The organism is Phyllobacterium zundukense, from assembly GCF_002764115.1.
Taxonomy (GTDB): domain Bacteria; phylum Pseudomonadota; class Alphaproteobacteria; order Rhizobiales; family Rhizobiaceae; genus Phyllobacterium; species Phyllobacterium zundukense.
In genome coordinates, this window is record NZ_CP017940.1 from 993,361 (window position 1) to 1,008,440 (window position 15,080).

A 15,080-nucleotide genomic window follows, 5' to 3' on the forward strand; every position below is an offset into this window, starting at 1 on the left:
CTGCTCATGCTCCGCTCTTGCCGTATCCACCGGGGGTCGGGGTCGTGAGGATGACGGCCTCACCCGCCTCCAGTACAGTCTGGTCACAGGCCTTCAATGTTTCGATCGTACCATCCTTGCGGCGCACCTCGGTCTTGCCGACCTCGCCATTGCCGCCGCCGTCGAGGCCTTCCGGCGGTCGATTGCGGTGCGACGACAGAATGGCGCAATCCATCCGTTCGAGGAAGCGCAGGGTGCGTTTGGTACCGCCGCCGCCGGGGAACTTGCCTGTGCCGCCCGAATTTGCCCGAATATGGAAATCCTCGAGCAAGACAGGAAACCGCATTTCGAGGATTTCCGGGTCGGTCAGGCGCGAATTCGTCATATGGGTGTGAACCCCGGATGTTCCGGCAAACCCCGTACCGTTGTTGAAGCGGCCTGCCGGCGAACCGGAACATATGGTCTCGTAATACTGGTACTGGTCATTGCCGAACGTCAGATTGTTCATCGTCCCTTGAGAATTGGCCATCGCACCAAGAGCCGCAAAGAGGGCGTTGGTGACATGTTGCGATGTCTCGACATTTCCGGCGACCACTGCCGCAGGATACGCGGGCTTGAGCATAGAGCCGTCGGGAATGATGATATCGATCGGCCGCAAGCAGCCGGCGTTCATCGGGATTGCGCCCTCAACCATAACGCGGAAGGCATAGAGCACGGCTGCACGCGCCACCGGTTCCGGTGCGTTGAAGTTGTTCTTCTCTACCGGCGAAGTGCCGGTGAAATCCACGGTCGCGCGGCGTTCCTTGCGGTTGACGGTAATCTTCACGCGAATTATCTGGCCGGTATCGGTTGAATAGGAACATGCAGAGTTTTCCGGCAACCGGTCGAGGACCTCGCGCACGCTTTCGGCCGCGTTGTCTTGTACATGGCCCATATAGGCTTCGACGACATCAAGGCCGAACAGCGCAATCATCTTCTTCAGTTCAGCCACGCCCTTTTCGTTGGCGGCAATCTGGGCTTTTAGATCGGCGATGTTCTGATGGACATTGCGGACGGGCCAGGGATGATTGGTCAAAAGTTCCGTCAGTTCCTTTTCACGAAAGCGGCCGCGCTCGACGAGACGGAAATTGTCGATCAGAACGCCTTCCTCATCCACCGTCGTTGCCAATGGTGTCATCGATCCTGGCGCCGTTCCGCCAATATCCGCATGGTGTCCGCGCGACGCTGAGTAAAAGAGGATGTTGTTGCCCGAGTCATCGAAGACCGGCGTGACAACGGTGATATCCGGCAGATGTGTACCGCCATTATAGGGCGCGTTGAGCGCAAAGACATCGCCGGGGTGGATATCGCCCTCGTTGAGCTTGATGATCGTCTCAACGGACCGATCCATGGAGCCCAGATGAACCGGCATATGCGGCGCGTTGGCCACCAGCGCACCATTGCGGTCGAACACCGCGCAGGAAAAATCGAGCCGCTCCTTGATATTGACCGAATAGGCAGTGTTCTGCAGTGTCACGCCCATCTGTTCGGCGATCGACATAAACAGATTGTTGAACACTTCCAGCATGATCGGATCGGCTTCGGTGCCCAGCGCTGCGGCGCGTGCCTTTTTCGCTGTCCGCCGCATCAGAACGTGATTGAGCGCGGTGATTTCCGCCTGCCAGCCCGGTTCCACGACAATCGTTTGGTGCGTTTCGATGATCAGGGCAGGGCCGTTGACCTTGTGCCCGGTCTTGAGATTGGCCCGGGGGAAAGTTAGCGCTTCGTGGAATGTCCCGCCTGAATAGAGTTTGCACGTCTCACCAGGTTGAGGCTCCGAATTATCTTGGCTCTTTGTAACTTCGACCTGGGCGCGTTCTCGACTATCGGCGCCCTCGACGCCCACAGCTTCGACAACGATGCCCTTGTTCTCGTAGATGAAACCGAACTGCGCCTTGTGCGCTGCTTCAAATCCGATGCGCGCTTCGTCAATCGCGAAAGTGCTGAAGTCGATCGGAATCGTCGTGTCGGTACCGTCATAGCGCAGGTGCAGGATAGGACGCGAGGTGATGCTTTCTGGTGGCACGCCTTGCGCCGAAATCTCGGCGATGACGGTGTCGGAAAGCCGGTCGGAGAGCTGGCGGATTTCACTCAGGGTTTCCGATGCAAAGACTTTGACCAATGCCTGCTGTCTCGATGCAAAGATCGACGACAGACCGATACCATAGGCGGAGAGGAGTCCGGAGAAAGGGTGGATCAGTACGGCTTCCATGCCAAGCGCATCAGCGACGAGGCAGGCGTGCTGTCCTCCAGCCCCACCAAAACAATTGAGCAGATAGCGGGTGACGTCATAGCCGCGCTGGACGGAGATCTTCTTGACGGCATTGGCCATGTTTTCGACTGCGATGGTGATGAAGCCCTCGGCGACTTCTTCCGGCGTCTTGCCTTCCCCCATCTCCGCCGCAAGGGCCGCAAATTTTGTGGCAACGATCTCGCGGTCAAGGCGCTCGTTCTGCTCCGCGCCAAAGATCGCCGGGAAGTATTCCGGCCGCAATTTGCCGAGCATGACATTGGCGTCGGTTACGGCGAGGGGGCCACCGCGTCGATAACAGGCAGGTCCGGGATTGGCCCCAGCGGAATCAGGCCCTGCCTGGAAACGTCCCGCGCTGTAGTGCAGGATCGAGCCGCCACCCGCCGCCACCGTATGAATGCGCATCATCGGTGCGCGGATGCGCACGCCGGCGACTTCCGTATCGAAGGCGCGCTCATAGTCGCCGTCATAATGCGCCACATCGGTCGAGGTGCCGCCCATGTCGAAGCCGATCACCTTGTCAAAACCGGCGAGTTTGGCTGTCTCGACCATGCCGACGACGCCGCCAGCAGGCCCGGACAGGATCGCATCCTTGCCCTGGAACAGGTCTGCCGCGGTCAATCCGCCGGAGGACATCATGAATGAAAGGCGCGGGGCAGATGTTTCACCAGCCTTGTCAGCACCGGTAATTCCAAGTTCGCGCGCCACATGGTCGACATAGCGGCGCAGGATGGGTGAGAGATAGGCATCGACGACCGTCGTATCACCGCGTCCGACAAGCTTCGCCAGTGGCGAGACCTCGTGGCTGACGGAAACCTGGCCGAATCCCAGATCGCGTGCAACCTTGGCCGCTATTTGCTCGTGCGCCGGATAGTTCCAGGCGTGCATGAAAACGATGGCAACCGCGTCGATCCCGTCCTGCTTCGCGTCAGCCAATGCCGCGCGTATTTGATCGGGGTCAGGCGCGATTTCCACCGATCCATCTGTTCTGACCCGTTCTGCCACCTCGATGACACGTTCATACAGCTGCTCGGGAAGAATGATCTCCTTGGCGAAAATATCGGGGCGCGCTTGATAGGCGATCTTCAGGGCGTCACGAAAACCCTTGGTGATGACGAGCACTGTCCGGTCACCCTTGCGCTCAAGCAATGCATTGGTTGCGACCGTCGTTCCCATCTTGACCTCGCCAATGCGGTGGGAAGGGATGGGATCGCCTTGTCTGACATTGAGGAGGTCTCGAATACCCTGGATGGCAGCATCGCTATACGCCTCGGGATTTTCGGAGAGCAGCTTGTGCGCAAGAAGACGGCCTTCCGGGTCGCGTGCAATCACATCCGTGAACGTTCCACCGCGGTCGATCCAGAAATCCCATGTGTTGTTCATAATATTCGTCCGATCTCAATAATTTGGTGATTCGTAAATTGGGCGAACCTATTTCGCCACAGCAACAATAAGCAGGATAGGGTGACGACCGCAATCGGTGGAGCTATTCACTTCAAATTTTGTGCGAAACCGTTGATATCCACATGAAAATTGACCGAAAATGAAAACAAAACCCAACTCTGCCTTATTTTCGATAAGGTGGTGGCTGAGGGGCATGTGGCGCACTATGGAGAGGAAAAATCATGAAAATTAAACTTGTTGTTTCGCTGGCGGCAATTTCGCTTCTGGCACTTGCCGGTTGCGGCGAGAGTGAGCAGAAGTCAGAACAGGCTCCGGCGACAACCGAACAGCCAGCGCCGGCTCCAGCACCAGCTCCTGCTGCACCTGCGGCTACCGAGGCTCCTGCAGCCCCGGCTGCACCGATGAATGCACAAGACACGTTGAACAAGCTGAAGGAACAGGCTGCAACCATGACGGCAGAGCAGAAGCAGGCTGCAGTCGCGACAGCGCGCAAGGCGGCTGAAGATGCTGCCAAGGCCGCCGGCCAGACCGAAGCCGAGATCAAGGCTGCTGCCGACTCTGCGGAAAAGGCGATCAAGGACGCTCTTGGCGTCCAGTAAGGGCTGCAATTCTTCGATAAAGCGGCCGGCCTTCGGGCTGGCCGTTTATTTGAGACAATGGTGCTTCAACCAGTCCGTCCAAACGGCGACCTCGACACAAATATCGCTCTCGCAATTGCGAAAAAATTTGAATAAAACGAAGTCATGTCGATTTGGCGCCGCATCAGCGATTTCATTACCAGCACTGCGATCGATGCTTTCTCCAGCATCATCGAAGCCGTACGTACCACTTTTGAGGGCGACCCGGAAACCCGGCGACGCGTTGCGTTCTCGATTGCCATGATTGCGCTGTCGGCAAAGATGGCCAAGGCCGATGGTGTCGTTTCGCAGGTCGAGGTCAACGCCTTTCACGAAATTTTCCATGTGCCGCAGCAATATCAGGATCAGGTATCGCGCCTTTACAATCTCGCCAAGCAGGATGTGGCTGGCTACGAGGCCTATGCGACACAACTGGCTTCGCTGTGCGGCACGGGCAAACCCAATTGCAAGATGCTCGAAGATGTCCTCGACGGGCTGTTTCACATCGCCAAGGCGGACGGTGCACTGCACGACAAGGAATTGACCTTCCTCGGCACGGTTGCGGAAATCTTTCAGCTTGATGAAGAGCAATTCGACCGCATATTGGCGCGGCATGCCGGGCGTGGCCAGGCAGATCCCTATGTCGTCCTCGGCCTTCCGCGTGATGCCAGCTTTGAAGCTGCACGCAAGCAGTATCGGGCATTGGTTCGCGAGAACCATCCGGACATGCTGATGGCGCGCGGTGTACCGGAAGAATTCATCGCCATCGCCAATCAGCGCATCGCGGCCATCAATGCCGCCTGGGAAAAAGTCGAAAAAGATCTGAAGGCATATGAGCGCGTTTGAACCTGATCATTTGCGCGCCGATGTTCATGCCTCGCCGAATTTCGGCCCTCGCAGAGACGGCAAGCGCCCGACTATTTTGATCCTTCACTATACGGGCATGGAAACCGGCGAGGCGGCGGAAAGCTGGCTCGCCAATCCGGCAAGCGAGGTATCGGCGCACTACATCGTTCACGAAGACGGACGCATCGTGCAAATGGTACCAGAGAGTGAGCGGGCCTGGCACGCAGGTCAAAGCTTCTGGAAGGGTGAGACGGACATCAATTCCAGCTCGATTGGAATCGAGATCGTCAATGGCGGGCCATTGCTTGACTTTCCCGAATTTGGGGGCTCGCAAATCGATGCCGTGATCGATCTGTGCAAGGGTATCGTTTCGCGTCATGCCATCAGGCCGGAAGGGGTTCTGGCCCATTCGGATATCGCCCCTGCGCGCAAGATTGATCCGGGCGAGAAATTTCCGTGGCCAGTGCTCTACGATGCGGGCGTGGGCCATTGGGTCAGCCCCTCGCCAGTGGGAGGTGGCCGTTTCTTTTCACTTGGCGATCAGGGACAGCCGGTTGAGGCGCTGCAGTCCATGCTGGCACTCTATGGCTATGGCGTTCCCATTGATGGCGTGTTCGGAACAACGACAGAATTGGGCATTTTGGCGTTCCAGCGCCACTTTCGCCCCCAAAAAATCGATGGAGTCGCGGACATGTCAACCATTGAAACCCTGCATCGACTGCTTTCTGCACTACCGGTGCTGACCGCATAAGTTATTGAACCAAAGAGCCTTTTTTGACTCATTTTGTGCAACGCAGCATATATATTTCAATGGGTTACACAAAGTTATTTGGCCGATCAATATTCGGCTGCATTGGGCCGTCACATCCTTGGCCAGTGTTCCGGCTCTGCCCCTTAGTTTTTTGGGCGACGGAATGATCCCGGCGCGCACGTTCGTGCGGCCCAAGCATCTAGACGGAAAACGATGACAAAAAAATTTGGTATGATTTTCGCCCTTCTAGGGGCGATGGCTTTCTATGGCTCGAATTCAGCGTTCAGCAGCCCCTCAGAGCCGACGAGCCTCGCTGATTACATCAAGGCGAACCGAGTCGCAGCGTCAAAAGAAAAGGCCAGTGGTAAATCCGCGAAGGCTGTCCAGTCAAAAGACAAGGGCAAAAGCAGCGCTGCCAAGACGCCTGTGGTCAAGAAAAGTGCTGCAAAAGCACCGGCAGTCAAGAAAAGCGCCGTCAAGGCGCAGCGGGTGACCAAGAAGGCTTCTTCGCACAAGCGCCCCATCGTTCAGGCTAAGGCCCGTGTAAAGACCGTCGTTACCACCAAGACGATCAGCAGCGTCGATACAATGACGACCGGCAGCATCGCCTCGGCGACGGGATCGCCGAAATATTCGACGATCATCAATTCCTATGCGGCATCGTATGGAGTTCCAGTCGCGCTGGCGAACGCGGTTATCAGTGTCGAAAGCAATTATCAGCCGAATACGACGGGAAGTGCCGGAGAAATCGGGTTGATGCAGATCAAACTCTCGACCGCGCGCGGTCTCGGCTATACCGGTACGCGTGAGGCACTCTACAATCCGGATACGAATATTCGCTGGGGCATGAAATATCTTGCCGGAGCTCACAAGCTTGGCAACGGCACCACCTGCGGTACGATCCTTCGCTACAATGCAGGTCATGGCGCAACCCGTATGAATCCTATCTCGGCCAACTACTGTGCCAAAGTGAAAGTGCAGATGGCCTCCATGTAAGGTTTGCACAATCTCTCTTTGGATCAAAAAGCCGGTGGATCGCTCCACCGGCTTTTTCATTTGCGTTTTTCCTTCAGAACGCATTTATACGGATCGCCAGCTGGCCGGGCAGCCGCGCATGTCATAAGCCGAAAGGCGGCATGTGAGGAAAGTCCGGGCTCCAGGGAAACACGGTGCCGGATAACATCCGGCGGGGGCGACCCCAGGGAAAGTGCCACAGAAAGGAAACCGCCCCGTCTTTCGTTGCGCCGGATCCGGATTGGATTGGACGCAAGGAATGACGGGGTAAGGGTGAAAGGGTGGGGTAAGAGCCCACCGCGCAACTGGTAACAGGGGCGGCATGGCAAACCCCACCGGGAGCAAAACCGAATAGGGACGGCGTGCCGGGCGAAAGTCCGGCGATCAGTTTCCGGGTCAGTCGTCCGGGTGGGTTGCAGGAGGCGGGTGGTAACATCCGTCCAAGATGAATGGCTGCCGCGCCGGACGAAAGTCCGGCCATACAGAACCCGGCTTACAGGCCAGCTGGCACTTCAATTCATGTCGCGGGATAGTCGCCGTAGCGGGCCGTTAGGCCGAGCGCGGCCCGCGCTTGCCTGCTACTTCCGCGAGAGTCTAGAGCGGTTTTCGACCATATTGAACCAGTTCTGTTTCTCGGATGGCGAGACAATCCACGAGGAAGGTGGCGAGGCCGATGTTTACCCATCGGATGAAGCCGCCTGACAAAGTGGGTGTTCGCCAGCCGGAAACCCGAAGGGCCGGGTGAATTCGGGCCAAATCCATCGGGCTTCGGCATCGTCCGATGCACAAACATCGGCCTCGCCAAATCCCTTGACCTTGTCCGCGAATTCCCTCCGGCAGAACGATTCAATATGGTCGAGAACCGCTCTAACCCTTCATTAAGCTTAATGAGCGATAAATTCAGAATCGCCGGAAGTGCGCCGGAATAACGGCTCATTCCCACCTTGTGTGCTCTAGTCCCATTGACGCCCATAGTGCCCCATGATACCGATTGATTTCATCAGTAGCGTTCAGTCGACACGGTGTTTCCCGAAATACGATTTGGCATGCCAAGGCTGGCAATCGGCTCATCTAGCCGATGCAGTGACGTCTAGTGATGGGGCTCTCGTTTCGAAACCTTCGAAGTGCGGGGCAGAGGTGGAAATGATCGAAGCCCCGGCAAACGAGATGCTTGGGGCGGAAACGGCGGAGTTGCGTTTTGAACCGGTTCCTCGGACATGTGACGAACAGGATCGATGCGAAGGGGCGGGTTTCCGTTCCAGCGCACTTTCGTTCGATCATCCAGACGGCTGGTCACGCGGAACTCTACGCACTGCGTTCTTTGCATCTCCCTGCGCTCGATGTGGGCGGGCCGGAACTCCTGACACGTTTCGACAAGCAGTTGGAGAGCGAGGATCCCTTTGCGGAAACGGCGGACGACATGTCGTTCTATCTCCACGCCGACGGCGGTTTCCTGAAGCTGGACGCGGATGGGCGGATTACGGTTACGGACTTCATTCGCGAACATACGGGCATTTCGGCAGATGTGACCTTTGCGGGCGCCAACACGCATTTTCAGATGTGGCATCCGGACCGGTTCGAAGCGCATCGGACAAGGGTTCGGGAACGGCTGGCGGAAAAGCGCCGTCAGGAAAACCCAAGCATTCCCGTGGGGAGCAGCTGATGGCCGGTTCCGGCAGCAATGCCACGCCTGACACAAGCGGCGATGGTCGTCACATCCCGGTTCTGCTTGAAGAAGTGATTGCTGCGCTCCAGCCGACTCAAGGTCAACTGATCATTGATGGCACATTCGGTGCAGGCGGCTACACGAAACGAATTCTTGAAACCGGCGCTTCTGTTACGGCGGTCGATCGCGATCCTTCGGCTATCGAAGCTGGCCGTGCCATGGAAAAGGAATATTCCGGCCGTCTGACTTTGGTGCAGGGCACATTCTCCACCCTCGATCAGGTAGCCCTTCTCGGCGCACCGGACGGTGTTGTTCTCGATATCGGCGTTTCATCCATGCAGATCGACGAGGCAGAGCGTGGCTTCTCCTTCCAGAAGGACGGACCGCTCGACATGCGCATGTCGAGCTCGGGCCCCAGTGCAGCCGACGTGGTCAATCGTCTGAAGATTGGCGATCTTGCGCGCATCTTCAATTTTCTCGGCGAGGAGCGCCATGCCGGGCGCATCGCCCGCATGATCGAAAAGCGTCGCGCCACCGAGCCGTTCACGCGCACCCGCGATCTTGCCAACGCGATCGAGGCACTCGTTGGCAGAAATCCGAAAGTGCCGATCCATCCGGCGACGCGCGTGTTCCAGGCGCTGCGCATTTTCGTCAATGACGAGTTGGGCGAACTCGTGCGCGCGCTTCACGCCGCCGAGCGGGTTCTGAAACCTGGCGGGCGTCTTGTCGTCGTCACGTTCCATTCGCTGGAAGACCGCATCGTCAAGCGATTCTTCTCCGATCGTTCAGGTGTCGGCGGCGGGTCACGTCATCTGCCGCAGCTCGAACAGCGCCTGGCTAGCTTCACACCGGTCGGGAAGGGCATTGTCACTCCAACAGAAGCAGAAGCCGCGCGAAATCCCCGCGCACGCTCGGCGAAGTTGCGTGCCGGTGTCCGCACGGACCATCCGCCGCTCGCCGAAGATCACTCGATCTACGGCTTGCCCAATCTTCCGGTTTTCCATGAAACGGCGAGGAGCTGATCCGTGCTGCGTACCTTCGACATCATTTTGATCGGACTGATGATTACGGCCGCCGCGGTGACCTACAAGATCAAGCACGACGCTGAAAAGCAGATGGCGCAGGTCAGCAAACTCGAGCGCATGATCACGGATGAAAAGGATACGATCGATCTGCTCAAAGCGGACTGGAGCCTGCTGACCCAGCCAAATCGCCTGCAGAAACTGGTTGAATCTTTCCAGGGGCAGTTGGACCTGCAGGGGGTCGAAGCCCAACAGATCGTCGATATCAATGATTTGCCCCAGCCGAAGCCTGTGTCGGAGGGCTTCGATGATGTTGCCAATATCATCACAGAAGCAAATGCGGGCAAGACAGTCAAACCGGACACGACTATGACCGGCAGCATCGACAAACCGAAGGCGGCGGCAAAGCCGGCCAAGCGAATTGTCCCGAATGCAGTGCCAAAGGGAGCGGGGCTCTATTGATGGCTGGGATCTGGATCAAACGGAAGAAAGCTGGACTGGAAGCGGGCACTGCCCCTGCCTTTGCGCTCGACGCCAGGAAGAAGAAATCGGGCAATCGCGCACGCAACCGCGTGCTGATGGCGATGGCCTGCTTCATGGGCATTTATGGAGTCATCAGCGGCCGCCTCGTCTATTATGGCATGCAGGAAGATACGACAGGCTATAATGGCCCGACCGGCGCTGTGCTCGCTTCGCGTCCCGACATTCTCGATCGCAATGGCGAGGTCCTCGCGACCGATATCAAAACCGCCTCGCTTTATGCAGAACCACGCAAGATCATCGATCCGGATGAAGCTGTGGAACTGCTCTCGACGGTTCTGCCGGATCTCAATTTCGAACAAACTTACAGCCGTCTCAAGAGCGGTTCGGGTTTTGCCTGGCTCAAGCGCGGGCTAACACCGCAGCAGAAAAGCCAGATCATGGCGCTCGGCATTCCAGGTATCGGTTTCAGGACCGAAAAGTCACGTTTCTATCCTGGGGGCCCCACTGCCTCCCACATCCTTGGTCTCGTCAATATCGACAACCAGGGTATTGCCGGCATGGAGAAATACATTGACGAGCAGGGTCTGTCGGACCTGCGCGATGTCGGTCTTGCCGACAGTCGCTCGCTTGAGCCGGTGCGCTTGTCGATCGATCTGCGCGTCCAGCATGTCGTGCGCGATGTCGTCGTAAGTGCGATGCAGCGCTACCGAGCTATCGCGGCGGGCGCTGTGGTGATCAATGTTCGCACCGGCGAAGTGCTGGCCATGGCATCAGCGCCGGATTTCGATCCAAACAACCCGTTCAATGCGCTCGATAAAGACCGCCTCAACCGTATGTCGGCGGGCACTTATGAAATGGGGTCGACCATCAAGAGTTTTACGACGGCGATGGCACTTGATTCTGGCAAGGTCAATCTGAACAGCACCTTCGACGCCAGCCGCCCGATCACCATCGGGCACCAGACGATCCGTGATTTTCATGGCAAGCACCGTACGCTGAGCTTGCCGGAGGTGTTTATTTACTCCTCCAATATTGGTTCGGCGAAGGAAGCGGACGTTGTTGGCATTGAGGGCCATCGCGAATTCCTGCATCGCATGGGTCTTCTGGATCGCATGACCACGGAACTGCCTGAAGTCGCGCGCCCGATGGAGCCAAAAGTGTGGAAGAAGGTGCACTCCATCACCATCGCCTTCGGTCACGGAATGGCGACGACGCCGCTGCAGACAGCTGTTGGCGCTGCCGCGCTCATGAATGGCGGCAAGCTCATAGAGCCCACCTTCCTGCCACGCACGATCGAAGATGCCAACAAGGTGGCAAAGCAGGTGGTGAGTGAAAAAACCAGTGAGGACATGCGCTATCTTTATCGTCTGAACGCTGAGAAAGGCTCTGGTGGTTCCGGTAACCGGGCGACAGTTCCCGGGTATCGTGTCGGTGGCAAGACGGGTACCGCGGAAAAGGTCATCAATGGCCGTTATTCAAGCGATGTGCGGTTCAACGCTTTCGTTGCAGCATTTCCGATCGACAAGCCTGAATATGTTGTCTTGACGATCATCGACGAACCGAAGGCCGAGGAAGGTAAAGTTGGTGCTACGGCTGGCTTTAACGCTGCCCCGATGGTTGCCGATATCATCCGGCGGTCCGCATCATTTCTCGGCGTGAAGCCTGATTTCGGTGAAGAACAAGAATCTGCTCCAATGATGGTGACGTTTGATGACTAGAGCGAATTCCGACCAAATGGACGCAGTTCTGTTTCCCGGATGGCGAGACAATCCACGCGGAAGGTGGCGAGGCCGATGCGTTCCCATCGGACGACGCCGCCTGATAAAGTGGGTGTCCGCCAGCCGGAAACCCGAAGGGCCGGGTGAATTCGGGCCAAATCCTGCGGTCTTCGGCGTCGCCCGATGGATAAACATCGGTCTCGCCAAACCCCTTGACCTTGTCCACGAATTCCCTGCGGCAGAACGGGTCGATTTGGTCGTAATTCGATCTAATGCCGCAGATTCGACTCAAAACGATGCGCATTGCGAGCAGACTCGATGAATTTACGACCTATATGAAGAAGAACGTTTGAAAATGGGTTCCAGTCCGGCCATGAAACTGAAAGATCTGAATGGCATTCCTGCCTTGGCTATCTCCGAACTCGGAGAGAAGACGATCAATGGCTTGACGTCGGACTCCCGGCTGGTTCAGCGCGGATTTCTGTTTGCGGCTCTCAAGGGCTCCAAGGCCGATGGTGGCACCTATGCCGCAGATGCGGCGGCCCGCGGCGCCGCTGTTATCGTTACGTCCAAGGGGGCGAAGCTCGGCAAGATTGCGCTTCCAATTATCTATGTCGACGATCCTCGCCGCACTCTGGCATTGGCCGCGGCCAGCTTCTACAAACTCCAGCCGGATGTAATGGTCGCCATTACCGGGACCAGTGGCAAAACCTCGGTTGCCTCTTTTACGCGCCAGATCTGGGCGCAGGCGGGCTTCGCTTCGGCAAGCATCGGCACCACCGGCGTTGTATCCCCCAAGCGTGACGACTACGGCTCCTTGACAACGCCAGATCCGGTCGAACTGCATAAATTGCTGCGCGAACTGGTCGAAGAAGGCGTGACTCACGCTGCGATGGAAGCGTCATCCCATGGTCTTGATCAGCGCCGTCTCGACGGGGTCAGGCTTTCTGCCGGTGCCTTCACCAATCTCGGCCGCGATCACATGGACTACCATGCAACCGTCGAGGAGTATCACGCCGCCAAGTTGCGCCTCTTCACAGAATTGCTGCCGAAGGGAGCGCCGGCGGTCATTTTCGCCGATGATCCATTCTCCAAGCCGACCATTGCCGCTGCCACCGAAGCCGGTTGCACGGTTTTGACGGTTGGCCGCAAGGGTGACTTCATCACGCTGAAGCGCGTCGAGCACGAGCGGTTCCGCCAGCATGTGGAAGTGCACATTGCAGGCGAAATTTATGAGATCACGCTGCCGCTTGCGGGCGACTTCCAGGTGGCCAATGGACTGGTCGCGGCAGGTCTTGCCATTGCGACCGGTGTGCCCGCTGCGGCCGCGATGCGCGGTCTGGAGCGGCTCAAGGGTGCGCCTGGGCGGCTCGATCTCGTCGGTGCCACCGAGGACGGCGCGCCCGCCTATGTCGACTACGCCCACAAACCCGATGCGCTGGAAAATGTCCTGGCCTCCGTCCGGCCGTTCACCACGGGCCGGGTCATCGTGGTGTTCGGCTGTGGTGGCGACCGCGACAAGGGCAAGCGTCCGATGATGGGCGAAATCGCCACTCGCCTTGCCGATGTCGTCATCGTGACTGATGACAATCCGCGTTCGGAAGTGCCTGCCACAATCCGCTCCGAGATTCTGGCCGCGGCACCCGGTGCCCGCGAAATCCCGGACCGCCGCGAAGCAATCCGCGAAGCCGTCGCCATGATGAAATCGGGTGATACGCTGATCGTTGCCGGAAAGGGCCACGAGGAGGGGCAGACCGTCGGAGATGTCGTCCTGCCATTCTCCGACCATGCCGAGGTTGGACAGGCGCTGAAGGACCGGCTCGCACGGGAGAGCGGCGCATGAGTCTGCTCTGGACTTCCGAAGCGATGATCGAAGCCATGAATGGTAGACCCGTCGGCAAGCTGCCTGAAGGAATTACCGGCATTTCAATCGACACCCGCACGTTGCGCCAGGGCGAGGCATTCTTTGCCATCAAGGGGGATGCGCTCGACGGCCATGACTATGCAACCGCGGCTGTTGCTGCAGGTGCGGCCCTTCTTGTGGTCGCCGAGGCCAAATTGCCCGCTCTTGGCAAGCTGAAGGCGCCGATGATTGTCGTCGACGACGTCCTGGCCGCGATGACACGGCTTGGCATTGCCTCCAGAGAGCGTTCTCATGCGCAGATCATTGCCGTGACTGGTTCTGTCGGCAAGACAACGACCAAGGAAGCGCTTCGGCATGTGCTTTCCGAAGTCGGCAAGGTGCATGCATCGGTTGCATCTTTCAACAATCATTGGGGTGTCCCGCTGACGCTGGCCCGTATGCCGGCAGATGCGGATTACGGAGTGTTCGAGATCGGCATGAACCACGCCGATGAAATCCGCCCGCTGGTCAAGATGGTTCGCCCTCACGTTGCACTGATTACCCTGATCGCACCGGCGCATCTCGGCCATTTCAAGAACCTTCAGGAAATCGCCACCGCCAAGGGGGAGATTTTCGAAGGGCTTGTGCCGGGCGGTTACGCGCTGCTCAATCGCGACGACAAGCACTTCAAGCTGCTGGAGACGTTGGCACGCGAAGCAGGCGTCGAGCACATCAAGAGTTTCGGCGAAAATGCGCGTGCCGATTATCGCCTGACCAAACTGAAACTGCACGGCGAGTGCTCGTGCATGACAGCACGTCTTGCCGGCGAAGAAGTGGTCGCCAAAATCGGTGCGCCCGGTCGGCACATCGTGCAGAACGTTCTGGCGGTCCTGGGGGCAGCACATCTGACAGGCGCTGACATGGCCAAGGTCACCTTGGCATTGGCATCGCTACGGCCGGAGAGCGGGCGAGGTGCGCGTCATACGCTTGAAGTCGCCAAGGGCACGTTCACGATGATCGATGAGAGCTACAATGCCAACCCGGCATCGATGCGTGCTGCGATCGAGCTTTTGGCAGCCGCTACACCTGCCGGCAAAGGCCGGCGTATTGCAGTGCTTGGCGACATGCTGGAGTTGGGCAAGCAGGCGCCGAAGCTGCATGCGGAGTTGTCATCGGTAATCGTCGCCAACCATATCAACATGGTTTTTCTCGGCGGACCCGAGATGGCGGCGCTCAAAGCGGCCATGCCGGTTGAATTTCATGCCGAATACAGGCAGAGCGTAGAGGAACTGCAACCGCAATTGCTGAACACGATAAGGGCTGGTGACGTGATCATGATCAAGTCATCGAAGGGGACCGGATTCTCCCAGATCGTGAAAACACTCTTGCAGAAATACAACACCGTGGAGCCTGCTGGTCCTGCCGAATAGGCCTACGGGGATGGGGA

At 57.9% G+C, this 15,080-nt stretch carries 11 protein-coding genes and 1 other RNA gene; 11 read left to right on the top strand and 1 reads right to left on the bottom strand.

Features of this window, described 5'->3' with window-relative positions; all coding sequences use genetic code 11:
• Positions 1-4: 4 nt before the first annotated feature.
• The gene (locus BLM14_RS04810) at positions 5-3,652 is read right to left on the bottom strand and encodes a hydantoinase B/oxoprolinase family protein (protein WP_099998339.1); all 3,648 of its coding nucleotides are present in this window, start codon (positions 3,650-3,652) and stop codon (positions 5-7) included.
• A 242-nt stretch (positions 3,653-3,894) separates the two neighbouring features.
• Here BLM14_RS04810 and BLM14_RS04815 point away from each other — a divergent pair, with 242 nt between their 5' ends.
• The 11 genes from BLM14_RS04815 (at position 3,895) to BLM14_RS04865 (ending at position 15,063) form a co-directional block, all read left to right on the top strand.
• On the top strand, positions 3,895-4,272 hold the full coding sequence (locus BLM14_RS04815) for a hypothetical protein (RefSeq protein WP_204251991.1): 378 nt from the start codon (positions 3,895-3,897) through the stop codon (positions 4,270-4,272).
• Positions 4,273-4,416: 144 nt separating this feature from the next.
• Positions 4,417-5,136 carry a J domain-containing protein gene (locus tag BLM14_RS04820; protein WP_099998340.1) on the top strand — a complete coding sequence of 240 codons (720 nt, stop codon included), beginning with the start codon at positions 4,417-4,419 and terminating at the stop codon, positions 5,134-5,136.
• Positions 5,123-5,887, top strand: coding sequence for a peptidoglycan recognition protein family protein (locus BLM14_RS04825; protein WP_099998341.1), 765 nt, complete (start codon positions 5,123-5,125; stop codon positions 5,885-5,887). Before BLM14_RS04820 ends, BLM14_RS04825 begins: the two co-directional genes overlap by 14 nt.
• Before the next feature lie 213 nt (positions 5,888-6,100).
• A complete protein-coding gene (locus BLM14_RS04830; RefSeq protein WP_099998342.1) occupies positions 6,101-6,883 on the top strand; it encodes a lytic transglycosylase domain-containing protein in 783 nt (260 codons plus the stop codon).
• Positions 6,884-6,979: 96 nt separating this feature from the next.
• Positions 6,980-7,413: RNase P RNA component class A (rnpB, locus tag BLM14_RS04835), an RNA gene on the top strand.
• A 686-nt stretch (positions 7,414-8,099) separates the two neighbouring features.
• Positions 8,100-8,564, top strand: a complete 465-nt coding sequence (gene mraZ, locus BLM14_RS04840; RefSeq protein ID WP_099998343.1) for a division/cell wall cluster transcriptional repressor MraZ — start codon at positions 8,100-8,102, stop codon at positions 8,562-8,564.
• On the top strand, positions 8,564-9,589 hold the full coding sequence (rsmH, locus tag BLM14_RS04845) for a 16S rRNA (cytosine(1402)-N(4))-methyltransferase RsmH (protein ID WP_099998344.1): 1,026 nt from the start codon (positions 8,564-8,566) through the stop codon (positions 9,587-9,589). The genes mraZ and rsmH overlap by 1 nt, the downstream gene beginning before the upstream one ends.
• A gap of 3 nt (positions 9,590-9,592) precedes the next feature.
• Entirely contained in the window at positions 9,593-10,051 is a 459-nt protein-coding gene (ftsL, locus tag BLM14_RS04850; protein WP_099998345.1) for a cell division protein FtsL, read from the top strand.
• On the top strand, positions 10,051-11,790 hold the full coding sequence (locus BLM14_RS04855) for a peptidoglycan D,D-transpeptidase FtsI family protein (protein WP_099998346.1): 1,740 nt from the start codon (positions 10,051-10,053) through the stop codon (positions 11,788-11,790). The genes ftsL and BLM14_RS04855 overlap by 1 nt, the downstream gene beginning before the upstream one ends.
• 373 nt (positions 11,791-12,163) lie before the next feature.
• Entirely contained in the window at positions 12,164-13,633 is a 1,470-nt protein-coding gene (locus BLM14_RS04860) for a UDP-N-acetylmuramoyl-L-alanyl-D-glutamate--2,6-diaminopimelate ligase (protein ID WP_100001038.1), read from the top strand.
• Positions 13,630-15,063 (top strand): UDP-N-acetylmuramoylalanyl-D-glutamyl-2,6-diaminopimelate--D-alanyl-D-alanine ligase, encoded by a 1,434-nt coding sequence (locus tag BLM14_RS04865; RefSeq protein ID WP_099998347.1) that lies wholly within the window; start codon positions 13,630-13,632, stop codon positions 15,061-15,063. Before BLM14_RS04860 ends, BLM14_RS04865 begins: the two co-directional genes overlap by 4 nt.
• Positions 15,064-15,080 lie beyond the last annotated feature (17 nt).